This window comes from Streptomyces sp. NBC_01381, assembly GCF_026340305.1.
Classification (GTDB): domain Bacteria; phylum Actinomycetota; class Actinomycetes; order Streptomycetales; family Streptomycetaceae; genus Streptomyces.
In genome coordinates this window covers 3,465,107-3,480,833 of sequence record NZ_JAPEPI010000001.1, presented here as the reverse complement: position 1 = coordinate 3,480,833, position 15,727 = coordinate 3,465,107, and the positions used below count along the sequence as shown (strand labels likewise).

General features: G+C 71.6%; 19 protein-coding genes. 6 read left to right on the top strand and 13 right to left on the bottom strand.

All coding sequences use genetic code 11. From position 1 onward, the window contains the following. Window positions 1-73: 73 nt before the first annotated feature. Genes OG453_RS16225 through OG453_RS16205 form a run of 5 tightly spaced genes read right to left on the bottom strand, consistent with a single transcriptional unit; the run spans window position 74 to window position 5,120 of the window. Window positions 74-790 (bottom strand): VIT family protein, encoded by a 717-nt coding sequence (locus OG453_RS16225; RefSeq protein WP_266868514.1) that lies wholly within the window; start codon window positions 788-790, stop codon window positions 74-76. Window positions 791-837: 47 nt separating this feature from the next. Then, complete coding sequence (locus tag OG453_RS16220) at window positions 838-2,088, bottom strand: amidohydrolase family protein (RefSeq protein WP_266868513.1); 1,251 nt, start codon at window positions 2,086-2,088, stop codon at window positions 838-840. A gap of 41 nt (window positions 2,089-2,129) precedes the next feature. Then, window positions 2,130-3,422, bottom strand: coding sequence for an amidohydrolase family protein (locus tag OG453_RS16215; RefSeq protein WP_266868511.1), 1,293 nt, complete (start codon window positions 3,420-3,422; stop codon window positions 2,130-2,132). 14 nt (window positions 3,423-3,436) lie between these two features. Continuing rightward, window positions 3,437-4,321, bottom strand: a complete 885-nt coding sequence (locus OG453_RS16210; protein WP_266868510.1) for an SDR family NAD(P)-dependent oxidoreductase — start codon at window positions 4,319-4,321, stop codon at window positions 3,437-3,439. Window position 4,322: 1 nt separating this feature from the next. Then, window positions 4,323-5,120 (bottom strand): acetoacetate decarboxylase family protein, encoded by a 798-nt coding sequence (locus tag OG453_RS16205; protein WP_266868508.1) that lies wholly within the window; start codon window positions 5,118-5,120, stop codon window positions 4,323-4,325. Between the two features lie 108 nt (window positions 5,121-5,228). Here OG453_RS16205 and OG453_RS16200 point away from each other — a divergent pair, with 108 nt between their 5' ends. The 5 genes from OG453_RS16200 to OG453_RS16180 all read left to right on the top strand — a co-directional run bounded on the left by OG453_RS16200 (window position 5,229) and on the right by OG453_RS16180 (window position 8,933). Continuing rightward, window positions 5,229-5,879: a TetR/AcrR family transcriptional regulator gene (locus tag OG453_RS16200; RefSeq protein WP_266868507.1), complete on the top strand. Its 651-nt coding sequence runs from the start codon at window positions 5,229-5,231 to the stop codon at window positions 5,877-5,879. Window positions 5,880-5,910: 31 nt separating this feature from the next. Then, window positions 5,911-6,936 carry a DEDDh family exonuclease gene (locus OG453_RS16195; RefSeq protein ID WP_266868505.1) on the top strand — a complete coding sequence of 342 codons (1,026 nt, stop codon included), beginning with the start codon at window positions 5,911-5,913 and terminating at the stop codon, window positions 6,934-6,936. 90 nt (window positions 6,937-7,026) lie between these two features. Continuing rightward, window positions 7,027-7,260 (top strand): hypothetical protein, encoded by a 234-nt coding sequence (locus OG453_RS16190; RefSeq protein WP_135331724.1) that lies wholly within the window; start codon window positions 7,027-7,029, stop codon window positions 7,258-7,260. An 86-nt stretch (window positions 7,261-7,346) separates the two neighbouring features. Next, window positions 7,347-8,135 carry an SURF1 family protein gene (locus OG453_RS16185; protein ID WP_266869889.1) on the top strand — a complete coding sequence of 263 codons (789 nt, stop codon included), beginning with the start codon at window positions 7,347-7,349 and terminating at the stop codon, window positions 8,133-8,135. 42 nt (window positions 8,136-8,177) lie between these two features. Then, window positions 8,178-8,933, top strand: a complete 756-nt coding sequence (locus tag OG453_RS16180; protein ID WP_266868502.1) for an SDR family oxidoreductase — start codon at window positions 8,178-8,180, stop codon at window positions 8,931-8,933. A gap of 317 nt (window positions 8,934-9,250) precedes the next feature. Here the strand turns inward: OG453_RS16180 and amaP are convergent, their stop codons facing one another. Genes amaP through OG453_RS16155 form a run of 5 tightly spaced genes read right to left on the bottom strand, consistent with a single transcriptional unit; the run spans window position 9,251 to window position 11,587 of the window. After that, a complete protein-coding gene (gene amaP, locus OG453_RS16175) occupies window positions 9,251-9,829 on the bottom strand; it encodes an alkaline shock response membrane anchor protein AmaP (protein WP_266868500.1) in 579 nt (192 codons plus the stop codon). 7 nt (window positions 9,830-9,836) lie between these two features. Further along, on the bottom strand, window positions 9,837-10,520 hold the full coding sequence (locus tag OG453_RS16170; RefSeq protein WP_266868498.1) for a DUF6286 domain-containing protein: 684 nt from the start codon (window positions 10,518-10,520) through the stop codon (window positions 9,837-9,839). Next, the gene (locus OG453_RS16165; protein WP_266868496.1) at window positions 10,517-10,861 is read right to left on the bottom strand and encodes an Asp23/Gls24 family envelope stress response protein; all 345 of its coding nucleotides are present in this window, start codon (window positions 10,859-10,861) and stop codon (window positions 10,517-10,519) included. Before OG453_RS16165 ends, OG453_RS16170 begins: the two co-directional genes overlap by 4 nt. A 3-nt stretch (window positions 10,862-10,864) precedes the next feature. Then, entirely contained in the window at window positions 10,865-11,053 is a 189-nt protein-coding gene (locus tag OG453_RS16160; RefSeq protein WP_135335341.1) for a hypothetical protein, read from the bottom strand. Window positions 11,054-11,095: 42 nt separating this feature from the next. After that, entirely contained in the window at window positions 11,096-11,587 is a 492-nt protein-coding gene (locus OG453_RS16155; RefSeq protein WP_266868493.1) for an Asp23/Gls24 family envelope stress response protein, read from the bottom strand. A gap of 89 nt (window positions 11,588-11,676) precedes the next feature. Here OG453_RS16155 and OG453_RS16150 point away from each other — a divergent pair, with 89 nt between their 5' ends. Then, window positions 11,677-12,414, top strand: coding sequence for a nucleopolyhedrovirus P10 family protein (locus tag OG453_RS16150; protein WP_266868492.1), 738 nt, complete (start codon window positions 11,677-11,679; stop codon window positions 12,412-12,414). 95 nt (window positions 12,415-12,509) lie between these two features. Here the strand turns inward: OG453_RS16150 and OG453_RS16145 are convergent, their stop codons facing one another. The 3 genes from OG453_RS16145 to abc-f all read right to left on the bottom strand — a co-directional run bounded on the left by OG453_RS16145 (window position 12,510) and on the right by abc-f (window position 15,692). Then, window positions 12,510-13,322 (bottom strand): enoyl-CoA hydratase/isomerase family protein, encoded by an 813-nt coding sequence (locus OG453_RS16145; RefSeq protein WP_266868490.1) that lies wholly within the window; start codon window positions 13,320-13,322, stop codon window positions 12,510-12,512. A 168-nt stretch (window positions 13,323-13,490) separates the two neighbouring features. Then, a complete protein-coding gene (locus OG453_RS16140) occupies window positions 13,491-13,712 on the bottom strand; it encodes a helix-turn-helix domain-containing protein (protein WP_055550175.1) in 222 nt (73 codons plus the stop codon). 381 nt (window positions 13,713-14,093) lie between these two features. Further along, the gene (abc-f, locus tag OG453_RS16135; protein WP_266868485.1) at window positions 14,094-15,692 is read right to left on the bottom strand and encodes a ribosomal protection-like ABC-F family protein; all 1,599 of its coding nucleotides are present in this window, start codon (window positions 15,690-15,692) and stop codon (window positions 14,094-14,096) included. Window positions 15,693-15,727 lie beyond the last annotated feature (35 nt).

Below are 15,727 nucleotides of genomic sequence, written 5' to 3'. Positions count from 1 at the left end.
TAGACGTAGTTACCGACAAGTATTACCAGTGGTAAACCGACGGATGTTGGCGGGCCTCGCCAAAAGCGGACGCTCAGACACCGACCGCCCCGAGCAGCGCGCCCGCTCCGTGGGTGACCGCCATGGCCAGCGCTCCACCCGCCACGTTCCGCAGCACGGCGGGACGCACGGCCGCTGAGCCCAGGCGCGCGCTGCTCCAGCCCGTGAGGGCGAGCGCGCCGAGGACCGAGACGACGGTGACGGCGAGGCGCAGGTCGGCCGGCGGCAGGATGATCGCGAGGAGCGGCAGGAGCGCGCCCACCGTGAACGCGACGAAGCTGGCCCAGGCCGCGTGCCACGGGTTGGTGAGCGCGTCGGGGTCGATACCGAGCTCCACGCGCGCGTGGGCCCGCAGCGCGTCCCGCTCGGTGAGCTGCTGCGCCGCCTCGCGGGCCACCTCGCGGCTGAGCCCGCGCTCTTCCAGGAGGCCGGTCAGCTCGACCAGTTCGGCCTCGGGCTGCTCCCGCAGTTCGCGCTTCTCCATGGCTAGAGCGGCCTTCTCGGAGTCGCGCTGGGTGGACACGGAGACGTACTCGCCCGCGGCCATCGACATCGACCCGGCGAGCAGTCCGGCCAGGCCCGCCGTGAGCAGGGTGGCGCGGTCGCCGGTGGCGCCCGCGACGCCGACGACCAGGCCGGCCGTGGAGACGATGCCGTCGTTGGCCCCGAGCACGGCGGCCCGCAGCCAGTTGAGCCGGGAGGCGAGCGCGCCGCCGTGCGCCTCGTCGTGTTCCGGTGCCTGATCGCTCACCCGGGGAGGGTCTCACCCCGGGTGAGCGGGTCGGCAGGGGCACGCCGTCACCAGACGCGTACCGACCCTCCGGGGGCGAACACCGGGCTCGTCGCGCCGGCGGGGGTCTCCTTGAGGGGTTCGTCCAGTTCCTGGACGGTCGGTCCGACCTTCGCCGCGATCGCGTCCAGAAGCTCCAGGTCGAAGCCGTAGACGCGGGCCGCATTGCCGCCGACCATGGCGGCGATCTCCTCCTTGGGGAGACCCGCGTACGCGATGCGCAGGCCTTCGCGCGAGAAGGGGTGCGTGCCTTCGTCGTGCGGGTAGTCGCTGCCCCACATGATCTTGTCGAGGCCGATCCGGTCCCGCATCTGCGCCTCGTGCGGGCGCATGAAGCTCGCGCCCACGAAGCAGTTCTCGCGCCACACCTCGGACGGGCCCTTGCCCATCGAAGCGGCTAGGCCCGCACCGAACTTCGACTCCGCCGTCTCGGCCGTGTCCGCCTTCGAAGCCGCCGCGACCAGGCGCCCGTGGTAGTAGTCCAGCATGTCGAGCACGCCGGGGATCCAGCCCGAACCCTGCTCGGTGAGGACGAGCCTGAGCTCGGGGTGGCGGCGGAACGCGCCGCCGAAGACGAGGTGCCACAGCGCCCGGTGCGAGAACCACGTCGTCTCCACCATGAAGACGGCGCGCGCGGCCGGTTCCTCGCCCAGCGGCGGCGATGCCGAGCCCGCGTGGTGGTTGACCGGCACGCCGCGCTCGGCGCAGGCCGCCCAGATCGGGTCGTACGTCGCGGAGTAGAGCTCGGCGAGTCCCGACCCCGGCGGTGTGCCGGGCAGCAGGAGGCCGCCCTTGAGCCCGGCGTCGGCCGCCCAGTTGATCTCCCTGACGGCCTCGTCGACGTCGTTGAGGAGGATCTGGAAGACGCCCGCCCTGCGGCCCGGAGCCGCCGCGCAGAAGTCGGCGAGCCAGCGGTTGTGGGCCCGCAGGCCCGCCCAGCGCTGCTCGAACTCCTCGCGCGTGGGCGCCGGGGCCATCAGCGACGCGCTCGGGAAGAACGGCGGGATGGTGTTCGGGAAGACGACCTCGGCGACGATGCCGTCCTGCTCCAGCTCGGCGACGCGGCGCTCCGAATTCCAGTTGCGGTCGGCGGTGTCGGCGAGGAGGTCCTCGTACGGATTGACGTAGGTGGCCGCCCACGCGTCGAACGCGTCGTGGTGGCGCGACTCCAAGTAGGGCTTGTAGTCGAGGAGATCGGCGCCCGCGTGGCAGTCGGCCGAGATGACGGTGTAGCGCTCTCCGGTCGTGCCTCCGGTCATGCGCGCTCCGGTCATGCGCCCTTCGGTCATGCGCTGCCGGCTCATGTGTCCGCCCCCAGTACCGGGAAGTCGTTCTCCGTCAGCCAGTGGCGGCCCACGTCGCGCGAGCGCGCCCAGGACGCCTCCACCGCCTGCTGAGCCGCGCCCTCGGTGTCCTGGCCGAGCTCGGCGGGCGTCGGGCCGATGCGGGCGGCCAGCGGCGCCAGCTTCTCGGTGTCGAAGCCGAAGACCTCCGCCGCCGCGAGGCCCAGCATCCGGCGGGTCTCCCCCACCGGGATGTCGTGGAAGGTTTTCTTCAGCCACGCGCGCGTGTCGGGCCAGGTCCCTTCGGGGTGCGGGAAGTCGCTGCCCCAGAGGATGTTGTCGACACCGATCTCGTAGCGCTGGGCGAGCTCGCGGCGCTTGGTGTTGGTGGCGCAGATGAAGATCTGCCGGTCCAGGTACTCGTGCGGCGGCCGCTTGAGCTCCGCGAACGGGGAGAGCTTCTTGCCGCCATGCGCGCCCAGGTAGAGGCGGTCCATGAACCACAGGAGGTTCGGCAGCCACCAGCAGCCCGACTCCGCGACACCGAACTTCAGCCCCGGGTGGCGCTCGAAGACACCGGACCAGAGCATGAACCACAGCGGCCGCGCGGGCCACCAGGTCACTTCGGAGACGTAGATCCCGAGGTGGTCGCCGTACTCGTGGCGGGGCGCCGCCCCGGAGTGGGTCACCACGGGCATCGCGCACTCGGCCGCCGCCGCCCACACGGGGTCGTAACGCCGGTCGTGGTAGGGCGCCTTGTCGACCCACATGGAGGGGATCATCAGCGCGCCGAGCCCGGACTCCTTGGCCCGGTGCACCTCGGCGACGACCCGGTCGACCTCTCCGGTGATGGGCAACAGGGCGACGCCGCAGTGCCGTTCGGGATGCTCGGACACGAAGTCGGCGAGCCAGCGGTTGTGCGCCTGCGCGCCCGCCATGCCGAGCTCGGGGTCCTGGTCGCCGGAGAGGCCGAGGCCCACCCCGAAGGGCGCCGCCGTCTGGCTGTCCACGGCGTCCGCATCGGGGAAGACGACCTCGGCGGCCACCCCGTCGCCGTCCAGCTCCTTGAGGCGCTGCGCGGTGTCCCAGCCGCCCCGCAGGCCCTCTTCGTTGTCCTGGAACCACTTGGCGGCGAACGCGTCGTTGCGGATGCCGAGCCGGGTCGCCTCCGCGCGGCGGGCGTCGCGCTCCCCCAAGAACTGGTCGAAGTCCCGGTGGAAGCGGCTGTCCAGATAGGGCCGGTACTCCTCGGTGGGGAGCCCGGCGTGGCAGTCGGAGCTGATGATCAAGTACGGGTCCTGGGCACTCATCGGTGGCACTCCCTTCAGTCCAGGATGAAGTTCTCGAGATACGCCGGGTCGGCGCGGTCCAGCATCGACCGCGACCTGGCCTTGATCTGCCGGTCGCTGTGCTCGCTCTCCGGAAGCAGCCAGAAGCGGCCGGCCGCGATGCCCTGCGCCACGAAGTCCGCGACCTGCTCGACGGGCGTGAACTCCACCTCCTGGCCCGCCTCCTTCATCGCCGCCTCCCACTGGTCGAGGCTGCGGTAAGGGGCCCTGCGGGGGCGGGACTTGGCGTACCGGTCGGGGCGGTTGCGGTGCGACTCCCACAGGCCGGTGCGCAGCATGTGCGGCCCCGGGAAGAGCACGGAGGCGCCCACGCGCGCGTGCTCCGCCTTCAGATGGGCGTACAGCGACTCGGTCATCGTCACCACGGCCGCCTTGGTGACCGCGTACACGGATGCGGTGGGCAGCGGCGCGATGCCGCCGTCGCCGGATGAGGTGTTGACGACATGGCCGGGCTCGCCGCCCGCGATCATGCGGGGCACGAAGGCCTGGATGCCGTGGAAGACGCCCCACACGTTGACCTCGAAGGCCCACTTCCAGTCGTTCGGCTCGTGCTCCCACATGCGGCCCTCTGCGCCCGAGCCGACACCCGCGTTGTTGCACAGCACATGGACGGCGCCGAACGTCTCGTACGCCGCGTCGGCGAGGGCGAAGACCTGCTCGCGCGAGCCGACGTCGACCACGCGCGCGTGCACGCTCGCCCCGTCCTCGCGCAGCCCGGCGGCCGCCTTCTCCAGGGCGCCCTCCTCGACGTCGGCGAGTACCACCTTCAGGCCCTCCGCCGCGAACCGCCGCGCCATGGCGAGGCCGATGCCGCTCGCCGCGCCCGTGACGACGGCGACCTGCCCTTCGCGCAACTCCATCTCAGACGCTCCCCTCGGGCGGGCCGTCGAGGATCTGCTGCGGGTCGTCGTAGCGCTGGTGGATGTAGGGCAGCAGGGCCTGCGCGCTGACCCGCTCTACGACGCGGCCCTTCTGGTCGGTGGTCTTCTCGCCGATCGTGATCTCGACGACCGCACGCACGGGGAGGTCCGCGATCGGGTCGTACATCGACTCGCGCAGCACAATGTCGCCGGTGATGCCCTCCAGCTTGCGGACCTTCTCGTTGCGTACGCAGTGCACGAGCACCGGGTCCGCGTCGAAGCCCGAACCGTCAACCCCGGGAAGGAATTTGAAGTAGAAGTCGGTCTTCTGGGCCGGCTCCGGGAGCGGCAGCGGGCCGCTGACCGCGCCGCGCACCTCGACGAAGGCGATGCCGTGCCGGGCGAGCCGGGCGCCGACGACCAGGCCGTCGCGCTCCACCTCCACCTCGCCGAGCTTCTTCGGCTCCCCGAAGACCTCGCGCCCGCCGATCAGGGCCCGCTCGTGGGTCATCGGCATGACGAGCGGATACCAGCCCTCCACTCCCCCGTGCTCGGCGGCCACCGCCACCGAGCCCGCGCCCAGCGGATAGCCCGGCAGGTCGACCTTGCTGATGTTGGCCCGCACCAGGGGCCGGTGCGTGGGCTTGAGCGGTGGCGGAAGGACCGCCGCCACCGCGTCCGGGTCGCTCTCCCAGACGGCCACCACACCGGTCGACCAGATGTCGGGGAGCTTCGAGCTCGCGGTGCGCGTCGCGGCGATCTCCGCCTCGGTGCGCGCTCCGTACCGTACGCGTGCCATGTCGTACCACCCTTCGTCAGCGCGGGACTCGGGCCCGCGACGGGGACTTGCGGGAGGTCTTGCGGGAGGTCTTGCGGGAGGTTCTGTAACACAGTTACAACAGGAGCCGTGAAGAGTGAAGAGCCGCGTCACGAAGGAACGCGCACGCATCTCAACCGGGAGCAGGTGCTCGCCACGGCGGCCACGCTCGTGAAACAGCACGGCCCGCAGGGCCTGACGATGCGCAAGCTCGCCGCCGAGCTCGGCACCGCCGTCACCTCGATCTACTGGCACGTGGGCAACCGGGAGTCGCTCCTGGACGCGCTGGTCGAGCGCACCGTCGCCGACCTGCGCGAGATCCGCCCCTCCGGAAAGACCCCGGACCGGCGCATCGTCTCCGTGGCGCGCGCCCTGCGCCGCGAGCTGCGCGACCATCCGCACCTCGTCGCGATGGTCCACGAACGGGGCCTCACCGAGCGGATGTTCCTGCCCGCGCAGCGGGTCCTGGTGCACGAGGTGCACGCGGCGGGACTGCGCGGCGCACGCGCGGCCGCCGCCGTGCGCGCCGTCCAGGTCCATGTCGTCGGCCACGTCCTGGTCGAGCGCAACCGCGAACGGGCGCCGGTGCAGCGGCCCGGCGAGGAGGAGCTGTGGACGGAGGAGACCGCCGAGGACGATCCCGAACTAGCCCGCGCGCTCGCCGCACCCGTCGACCCGGAGGCCTTGTTCACGACATCCGTGCACGCGCTGGTGGCCGGACTGCTCGGACCGGGGACCTGACTGTCAGTCGTGGCCCGTATCCTCAGGGACCATGCTCGAAGACCAGACGACCGCAGCGTCCGCAGCCCCCTGGCCGGCCGCGTATCCCTCCGGATACGCGGTCGTCGACGTGGAGACCACAGGGCTGGCCCGCGACGACCGCATAGTGTCGGCTGCCGTCTACCGGGTGGACGCCCAGGGCGAGGTGGAGGACCACTGGTACACGCTGGTCAACCCGCAGCGCGATCCGGGCCCCGTCTGGATCCACGGACTCACCAGCACGATGCTCGCCGACGCGCCGCTCTTCAAGGACATCGCCGACGAGTTCGCCGCACGCCTCGCGGACCGCGTCCTGGTCGCGCACAACGCCGTCTTCGACTGGTCGATGATCGCCAGGGAGTACGCACGCGCGGAGCGCACCGCCCCGGTCCGCCAGCGCCTGTGCACGATCGCCCTCTCCAAGGAGCTGCGGCTCCCGCTGCCCAACCACAAGCTGGAGTCGCTCGCCGCGCACTTCGGCGTCGAGCAGCGCAACGCGCACAACGCGCTCGACGACGCGCGCGTGCTCGCCGAGGCCTTCCGGCCGAGCCTGCGCGCCGCGGCGAGCGAAGGGGTGCGGCTGCCGCTCCTCGAGTGCCGTCCGCTCACCGAGTGGTCCGACGGCGCGGCGCGCATCGTCCGCCAGCCGACGGGACCGGGCTCCGCATCCTCGTCGTCCTCGTCATCCTCCTCGTACTCTTCGTACGGCCAAGGGAGTTGGCGCCCCTCACGCAAGCGGCCCGCCTGCCCCTACCCCAACCCGGGGCGGTACGAACCGGGCAAACCGCTCCAGCAGGGCATGCGTGTCGCGTTCTCCGGGGACACCTCGACCGAGCGCGAGCTGCTCGAGGACCGCGCGGTGGAGGCCGGACTGCACATCGCGACGAGCGTGTCGCGGCTGACCAGCGTGCTCGTCACGAACGACCCGGATTCGGGTACGTCCAAGACCACCAAGGCGCGGGCGTTCGGCACCCCGGTCATCGACGAGGCGGCCTTCGGCCAGCTCCTCCAGGACGTCGCTCCGGCGGCGGAGGGCTGAGCCGACGGGCGGGTGTCAGACGGGTGATTGTCGCGCCGCGCCCCGCCTGCCCGCTCGCATGCGGGCGCCGCGCGTCCCACCCTGTGGCGCATGGCACGTTGCGAGGTCTGCGGAAACGACTACGGCATGTCCTTCGAGGTGCACGCGCAAGGCGCGGTGCACGTCTTCGACTGCTTCTCCTGCGCCATTCACCGCATGGCGCCCATCTGTGAGCACTGCCGGTGCCGGATCATCGGCCAGGGCGTGGAGGCCGACGGGCAGTGGTACTGCGGTGCGCACTGTTCGCGCGCGGAGGGGCAGGTGGGCATCGTCGACAGGGTGTGACCCGCCCCTCCCCCACGGCCCTCCGCGGCTCCGTTCCGGAGTACCCCACTCCCGTGCACCCCACGACCGAGTTGTACCGTCGTGGGGTGTACCGCTTCCTGTTGACCCGGCAGTGGGTGATCCTCACCCTCATCGCCCTCGTCCTCATCCCCACGATGATCGAGCTGGGCTTCTGGCAGCTGCACCGCCACGAGCACCGCGTCGCACAGAACGCGCAGATCTCCAAGGCGCTGGACGCGAAGCCGGTCCCCGCCGAGCGGCTCACGTCCCCCGGTCACGCCGTCTCGCACGACGAGCGCTACCGGCGGGTGAGCGCGAAGGGCACGTACGACACGGAGCACGAGGTCGTCGTGCGGCGCCGCACGAACTCCGACGAGGAGATCGGCTTCCACGTCCTGACGCCGTTCGTCCTCGACGACGGCAAGGTGCTCCTCGTCAACCGGGGCTGGATCCCGGCGAACGGGCCGCAGACCGCGTTCCCGAAGGTTCCCCCGGCGCCCAAGGGCGAGCTGACCGTCACCGGCCGGCTCATGGCCGACGAGACGTCCGCGAAGAGCGGCATCAAGGACCTCCAGGGTCTGCCGGACCGTCAGATCATGCTGATCAGCAGCGGGCAACAGGCGCACACCCTCGGCAAGCAGGTCCTCGGCGGCTACATCGAACTGACCTCGCCGGAACCCGCGTCCGGCACCCCCCAGCCGATCGGCGAGCCCGAGCACGGCGACATCGGCCCGCACATGGCGTACGCGGTCCAGTGGTGGCTGTTCTGCGCGGGCGTCCCCATCGGCTGGGTGATCCTGGTCCGCCGCGAAGTGCGGGACCGCACGGCGGCAGCCGCGGAGTCCACGCCGGAGGCGACGCCCGCGACGGTGTGACGGGCCTCGCGTTCCCCCGCCGTGACGCGGCAAAATAGCGCCATGGATCTTGGACTGAAGGACCGTGTCTACGTCATCACCGGCGCCACCCGCGGCCTGGGCAACGCCGCCGCGCGTGAGCTGATCGCGGACGGCGCGAAGGTACTCATCACCGGGCGGGACGAGAAGACCGTCGCGGAGGCGGCGGAGGCGCTGGGCCCCGACGCGGCCGGCATCGCGGCGGACAACGGCGACCCCGCCGTCGCCGGGCGGCTGATCGATGCCGCGCGGGAGCGGTTCGGGCGGTTCGACGGAGTGCTGATCAGTGTCGGGGGTCCTGCGCCGGGGTTCGCCGCCGACAACACGGACGAGCAGTGGGAGTCGGCGTTCGAGTCCGTCTTCCTCGGCGCGGTGCGGCTTGCGCGGGCGGCCGCGGCCGAGCTCGGTGAGGGGGGTGTCATCGGCTTCGTCCTCTCCGCGTCCGTGCACGAGCCGATTCCGGGTCTGACGATCTCCAACGGGCTGCGGCCGGGGCTTGCCGGCTTCGCCAAGTCGCTCGCCGACGAGCTCGGGCCGCGGGGCATTCGCGTCGTCGGACTCCTGCCGGCCCGTATCGACACGGATCGGGTGCGGGAGCTGGACGGGCTCTCGGCGGATCCCGAGGCGACGCGGGCGGCGAACGAGTCCCGCATCCCGCTGCGCCGCTACGGCACCCCGGAGGAATTCGGCCAGACGGCCGCGTTCCTCCTCTCTCCCGCGGCGTCCTATCTGACGGGGGTCATGCTGCCGGTGGATGGTGGGGCGCGGCGGGGGTTCTAGGCGGCTTCTTTCCCCAACCCCGCCCCTTCCCGAAACTTTCCGGCTGCGCCGGCCGCGAGGTGGCCGTCGATCACCGGCTCCGCCGAGTTCGTCCTCAATCGCCGGACGGGCTGAAAAATCTGCCAATGGGTGGGCGGGCAAGTGCCGGGTAATCGGGTGGGTGGGCGGGAAACTCGCCGCGAAGCGGCGGTACGGCGGCGCGGCCGACGACGGCGCGTCGGCAGGCTGAGACCGCTGCCGGGCAATCGGGAAGGGGGTCCCCCCTGCTCATTAAGAGCTTGGGGGAGGGCGGGAAAGATCCGCCGCGAAGCGGCGGCCTAGCTCACCCGCTCCGCCCGGTGCTTGACCGCCCTCAACTGCACCACCGCCGGCAGCTTCGCCAACCCCGCGGAGTCGCGCGCATGCGCCAGCGCCTCCGCCGAGAGGCGGTGGAGCGCCTCGCCCGGCGTCGCGTGCGGCTCCAGGAGGAGGGACACCCGCGCCTCGGGAGCGTTGCGGCGGCCCGTCAGGGAGACCGCGGCCCGCTGCACACCCTCCAGCGACTCGGCCTCGCCCGCCAGTACGTTCTCCAGGGCGCGCCCCCGCAGCAGCGCCCCCTCCCCGTCCCCGGTCTCCACAAGCACCTCCGCCAGCCTCCGCCGCCGCAACTGCGCGGAGAGCCACCACAGGGCGAGCAGCACGCACACCGCGAGCACGCCGATGACCGTGGGCCAGAACCAGCCGTCGTCCCGCCACCGATCCCGGTCCGCCTCGCTGAGCAGGACATCGCGCTTCCCGTCGTGCACCCACCACGAGGGCGGGCTCGCGCCGAGGCCGATGGCGAGCACCGAACCGCCGAGCACCAGCAGGACGAGGCCCAGCAGGCCGAGCACCACACGGTTGACCGTCTTCAGCATCGCGAGTTCAGCCCTTCCTGCCCGGCCGTGCGACGCGCACCGAGAGCGCGGGACCGCGGCCGAGACCCAGATCCTTGATGGCGTCGGCCAGCGTGGCATCCAAGTCACCGCGTACGTCGTCCAGTTCGCGGAAGTGCGAGACCGCGCGGACGTCCACCTTGGAGCGCGTCATGCGGACCCGCACCGACTGCACCCCGGACACGTCCATGGCCCGGTCCCGCAGCACCATCGCCGCGGCCCCGCGGTCGAGACCGGCCCGTACGTCGGCGTCGTCGCGCCGCATGGCGAGCACGGCCCGCAGCCCCGGCGTCGCGGCGAGCACGATCAGCCACACCCCGGCGGCCGCCGCGACCCCCGCGCCGACAAGCACCGACGTGCTGTCCAGCGGCCGCTCGGCCAGCTCACGGGCGAGGTCGCGCCGCCACGCCATCGCCGAGTGCCCGGCGCGCACGGCAGCGATGTCGTACAGCAGAAGCCCCGCACCGCCGAGGACCAGCAGCGCGAGGACGGTGGCGGGAACGCGCCGGGAGGACCAGAAGCGGGTCGCCTTGGTGTCGTCGGCCAGCGTGGGCGGCGGATCGTAGGAGGCCGCGGACGCCGACTGGTCGAGATCGCTGCCGGCCCGCTCGATGACCGGCACCGGCTGTGTGCGACCACCGCCCTCGCCCTCCGGCCCCTCGGTCTCACTCATCGCGTCCTCCCCCGCGCCGCGGCGCGCACCTGTGCCGAGTGCAGCCGCTCGACCTGGACCGCGACCTCGGGCACTTCCATCCCCGCCAACGCCTTTACCCGCTCGGCGACTCGGCGACGCACCGCACCGCACTGCGCGCCGATGTCCGAGGGGTAGTCCAGTTCCACGCTGATGCGCACGCGCGCCACATCATGGCGCACGGTGACCGTCGCGTGCGGCGGCGAGCCGTCGGCGGGGACCGTGCCCAGCGCCTCGCGCGCCGCCCGCGCGGCGATCTTCGCGACGACCCGGTCGGCGATCCGGGTCGCGCCGCGCCACCCTGGAGCGACCTGTGCCGCCACGGCTCACCGCCGCCGGTCGTCGCCACGGGTACGGAAGAAGTCGCCCGGGTCGAGGTCGCCCTCGAGGAACCGGCCGGCGACAAAACCTATGGCGCCCAGGGCCGCCACCAGAAGGAACGCCCCGAACCCGCCGAAGTACCCGGCGAAGCCGAGCGCCATTCCGGCCACCATGCCGATCACGGCCATGCTCATCGCGCGCTCCTTAGCAAGACGACTTCGAGCAGGACGGCCGCGTCACTGAAGGCGGCCTTGCGGCTCATCGTCTTCCTCGTCCGGCAGCTTCACATCGCTCACCGCGATGTTGACCTCGACGACCTCAAGGCCGGTCATGCGCTCGACCGCGCCGATGACGTTCTCGCGTACGGCGTGGGCGACATCGGCGATCGAGACCCCGTACTCGACGACGATCTCCAGGTCGAGCGCCGTCTGCACCTCGCCGACTTCGGCCTTCACGCCGCGCGACACGGACTTGGAGCCGCCGGGCACCCGGTCGCGGACGGCGCCGAAGGTCCGGGCAAGGCCGCCGCCCATCGCGTGCACGCCGACGACGTCGCGGGCCGCGAGCCCGGCGATCTTCTCGACCACGCCGTCCGCGATGGTGGTGCGTCCCCTGGTCGCGGGATCTCCGCCGCCGCGCCTGGTCGCGCCGCTCCTCCCCACCGCCTCGCCCGAGGGTTCCTTCTCCAGGCTCTCCTGGGGCCGCTTCCGCTGTCCGGTGTCGGTCATCGCCGTCCCTTTCGAAAGGGGATGTGCTCCTTCGACCACACTAAGTGCGGTTGCGCCATAGCGCGCCAGGGATGCGGCAGGCTGGGGCAATGACCGGTGACGGGTGGACTGAGGCAGTGCGGCGGCAACTCGGCCTGGGGCGGGTGCTGCCGCTCGGCGGACCGGGCGACGGCGTCTGGGTGACGGAGTCGGCGGCGGGCGCGGTGCTGCGCCGTGCGGCACAGGGGGTGAGCGGTGTGCGGCTCGGCGGCCTGCGGCTTGCACTGGCCGATCCTTCGGACGCGTACGTCGCCTCGGTGCCGGCGCCGCCGAGCGCGCTGCCGCCGGGGCCGCTGCGGATCACGGCGGAGTTCGCGGCGGCCGCGACCGAGCCGCTGCCGGCGGCTGCAGCCCGGCTCCGCGAGGCACTGTTCACGGCGGCCGCGGACCGGCTCGGCCTGGTGGTCGACGAGGTGGACCTCGGCGTGACGGCCCTGCTGGACGAGGGCGAGGCTCCCGCGGCCGACTCCCCCGACCAGGAGCAGCCACCGGCCGAGTCCAAGCCGCCGTCCGGCAGCGGAGACGAGGCCCAAGTGGCCGCGGCCGCCCTGGACGTGCCCGGCGTACGCAGGCTGACGGGTGCGCTCGGCGGACTCGGCCACGCGGTCCACATCGAGGAGTCGCCCGCAGCGAAAGCGGCCCTCCCGCGCCGCCACGTGCGCGTGGAACTGGCAACGGCCCGCGAGCACCGCGCCCTGGACGTGGCACTAGTGGTCCGCACGGCGGTCGGTGACGCGCTCCCGGACCACCCTTCGGTGGCGGTGCTGATCACAGCCGTAGAGGACTAACCCGGCAGAGGCGGGCGCGCCCCAAAGGGGCGCGGGGAACTGCGCGCCCAGCCACAAAACACCCGCAGACAGAATCCGCCCACCCAGCGGAGCGCCTACTCGCCGATCCCCGCAAGGTCCCGCAGCCGCCGCCCCTGCGCCGCGCGCTCGGCGGTGCGCTGCTCCTCGTACGTACGACCGGAGACGCCCTGCAGCAGCGCCTTGGTCTCGATGACCGCGTCGCGCGGTGCGGCGAGCAGCGCGGCCGCCAGGTCACTCACGGACGCGTCGAGCTGGTCCGCGGGCACGACAAGGTTGGCGAGGCCGATGCGCTCGGCCTCGGCCGCTTGGACGAACCGCCCGGTGGCGCAGATCTCCAGCGCGCGGGCGTAGCCGACAAGACCCACGAGGGGGTGCGTGCCGGTGAGGTCGGGCACCAGGCCGAGGCTGGTCTCGCGCATGGCGAACTGCACGTCGTCCGCGACGATCCGCAGGTCACAGCCGAGCGCGAGCTGGAAGCCCGCACCGATGGCATGCCCCTGGACGGCGGCGATGGACACGATGTCGCTGCGCCGCCACCAGGTGAACGCCTCTTGGTACTCGGCGATGGTGGCGTCGAGGACGCCGTCGTCGCCGCGCGCGAGGTCGATGAAGGACGGCTCACCGTCGAAGCCCTCGGGCGTGAACGCCTGGCGGTCGAGGCCCGCGGAGAAGGACTTGCCCTCACCTCGGAGCACCACGACGCGGACACTGCCCGGCAACATCCGGCCTGCCTCGGCCAACGCCCTCCACAGCGCGGGAGATTGGGCGTTGCGCTTGGCCGGGTTGGCCAGCGTCACCGTGGCTACGGCCTCGTCGACAGTCAGGCGTACGCCGTCCTTGTCGAGTACCGGTGCGGGTCCGCCGAGTTCACTGCCGGGCGAAACCATGGGGGCCTCCGATGGTGGTGTGCGGTCGGTGCGGGCACACACGTGCGCCCGTAAGTGACTGCACAGTAACCACCCGGCCGATCAGGGGTCACCCCCAGGTCCCTTAAGGGCTCTGGGGGACGATCGGCCCGGTGGCCACCGTCGAAGCCGGTGAACAGACCGCCGCCGTCAGCCGGCAGCGGCCTTCTTGCCTCGCGTCGCCCCGCCGCGTCCCCGCAGCGTGACGCCGGATTCGCTGAGCATGCGGTGCACAAAGCCGTACGAACGGCCGGTCTCCTCGGCCAACGCCCGGATGCTCGCACCGCCGTCGTACTTCTTCTTCAGGTCTGCCGCGAGCTTGTCGCGCGCGGCGCCGGTTACCCGGCTGCCCTTCTTCAGAGTCTCGGCCACCCGTGCCTCCTCATGGGAAGTGCGCTCTGGACTTCTCATGATCACCCCTTCCGGGCTTCCTGGCCACCCATTCGGCAAGGTCCGTACGACAAGGTTTGCCGCTCAAGAACGGGCCACCATGAGCGGAATTAACGATTCCGCGCATCAAATTCCGTACGGCCGAATGGGTTGTCGGGCGAAGTGCCAGGTCAGCGCGGTGGCGGACGAGAACCGCGGTCAGCGCCCGCCACACGAGGGAAATCCGTGTATCCCACACCTCGGTACGAGGCGGCCTCACACAGATGAAGGATCACGGATCGGCCGAATGATCCATACGCAGTGGATCAGTTATTCGATCAACCAAAGTGGACCCCTCGCGCGAGGCCCGCGGGTCAGGAGAGATCAGGCGAGTGCGACCAGATCCGCGTAGTCCTGGCCCCACAGGTCCTCGACGCCGTCGGGCAGCAGGATGATCCGCTCCGGCTGGAGGGCGTCCACCGCGCCCTCGTCGTGCGTGACGAGGACGACCGCGCCCTTGTACGTGCGCAGGGCGCCGAGGATCTCCTCGCGGCTTGCCGGGTCGAGGTTGTTGGTGGGCTCGTCGAGGAGCAGGACGTTGGCGGACGAGACGACCAGGGTCGCCAGCGCGAGCCGGGTCTTCTCACCGCCAGAGAGCACGCCCGCCGGCTTGTCGACGTCGTCCCCGGAGAAGAGGAACGAGCCGAGCGTCTTGCGGACCTGGACGAGGTCGAGGTCCGGGGCGGCCGAGCGCATGTTCTCCAGGACCGTGCGCTCCGGGTCGAGGGTCTCGTGCTCCTGGGCGTAGTACCCGAGCTTGAGGCCGTGGCCCTCTATGACCTGTCCGGTGTCGGGCTTCTCGGCGCCGCCGAGAAGCCGGAGCAGGGTGGTCTTGCCCGCGCCGTTCAGGCCCAGGATGACGACGCGGGATCCCTTGTCGATGGCGAGGTCGACATCGGTGAAGATCTCCAGCGAGCCGTACGACTTCGAAAGGCCCTCCGCCATCAGCGGCGTCTTGCCGCACGGCGAGGGGTCCGGGAAGCGCAGCTTGGCGACCTTGTCGCTCTGGCGCACCTCCTCCAGGCCCGCGAGGAGCTTGTCGGCACGCTTGGCCATGTTCTGCGCGGCGACGGTCTTGGTGGCCTTGGCCCGCATCTTGTCGGCCTGCGAGTGGAGCTGGGAGGCCTTCTTCTCGGCGTTCTGACGCTCGCGCTTGCGGCGCTTCTCGTCGGACTCGCGCTGCTGCTGGTAGAGCTTCCAGCCCATGTTGTAGACGTCGATCTGGGTGCGGTTGGCGTCCAGATAGAAGACCTTGTTGACGACCGTCTCGACCAGGTCGACGTCGTGGGAGATCACGATGAAGCCGCCGCGGTACGTCTTCAGGTAGTCCCGCAGCCAGACGATGGAGTCGGCGTCGAGGTGGTTCGTGGGCTCGTCGAGGAGGAGCGTGTCGGCGTCCGAGAAGAGGATCCGGGCCAGCTCGATACGGCGGCGCTGACCACCGGAGAGCGTGTGCAGGGGCTGGCCGAGCACCCGGTCGGGGAGGTTGAGCGCGGCGGCGATGGTGGCGGCCTCGGCCTCGGCGGCGTACCCGCCCTTGGTGAGGAACTCCGTCTCCTGGCGTTCGTACTGCCGCATCGCCTTGTCGCGGGTGGCGCCCGAGCCGCTGGCGATGCGCTGTTCGTTCTCACGCATCTTGCGGATGAGTACGTCGAGTCCGCGGGCGGAGAGGATGCGGTCGCGGGCCAGCACGTCGAGGTCGCCGGTGCGGGGGTCCTGCGGGAGGTAGCCGACCTCTCCGGAGCGGCTGATGGTGCCGCCGGCCGGGATGCCCTCACCGGCCAGGCACTTGGTGAGCGTGGTCTTGCCCGCGCCGTTGCGGCCCACCAGACCGATGCGGTCGCCCTTGGCGATGCGGAAGGTGGCGTTCTCGATGAGGATGCGGGCGCCGGCGCGCAGCTCGATGCCGGAAGCGGTGATCACGGACAGACTCCAGGGCAGGGGGAAGGACGGCGGAA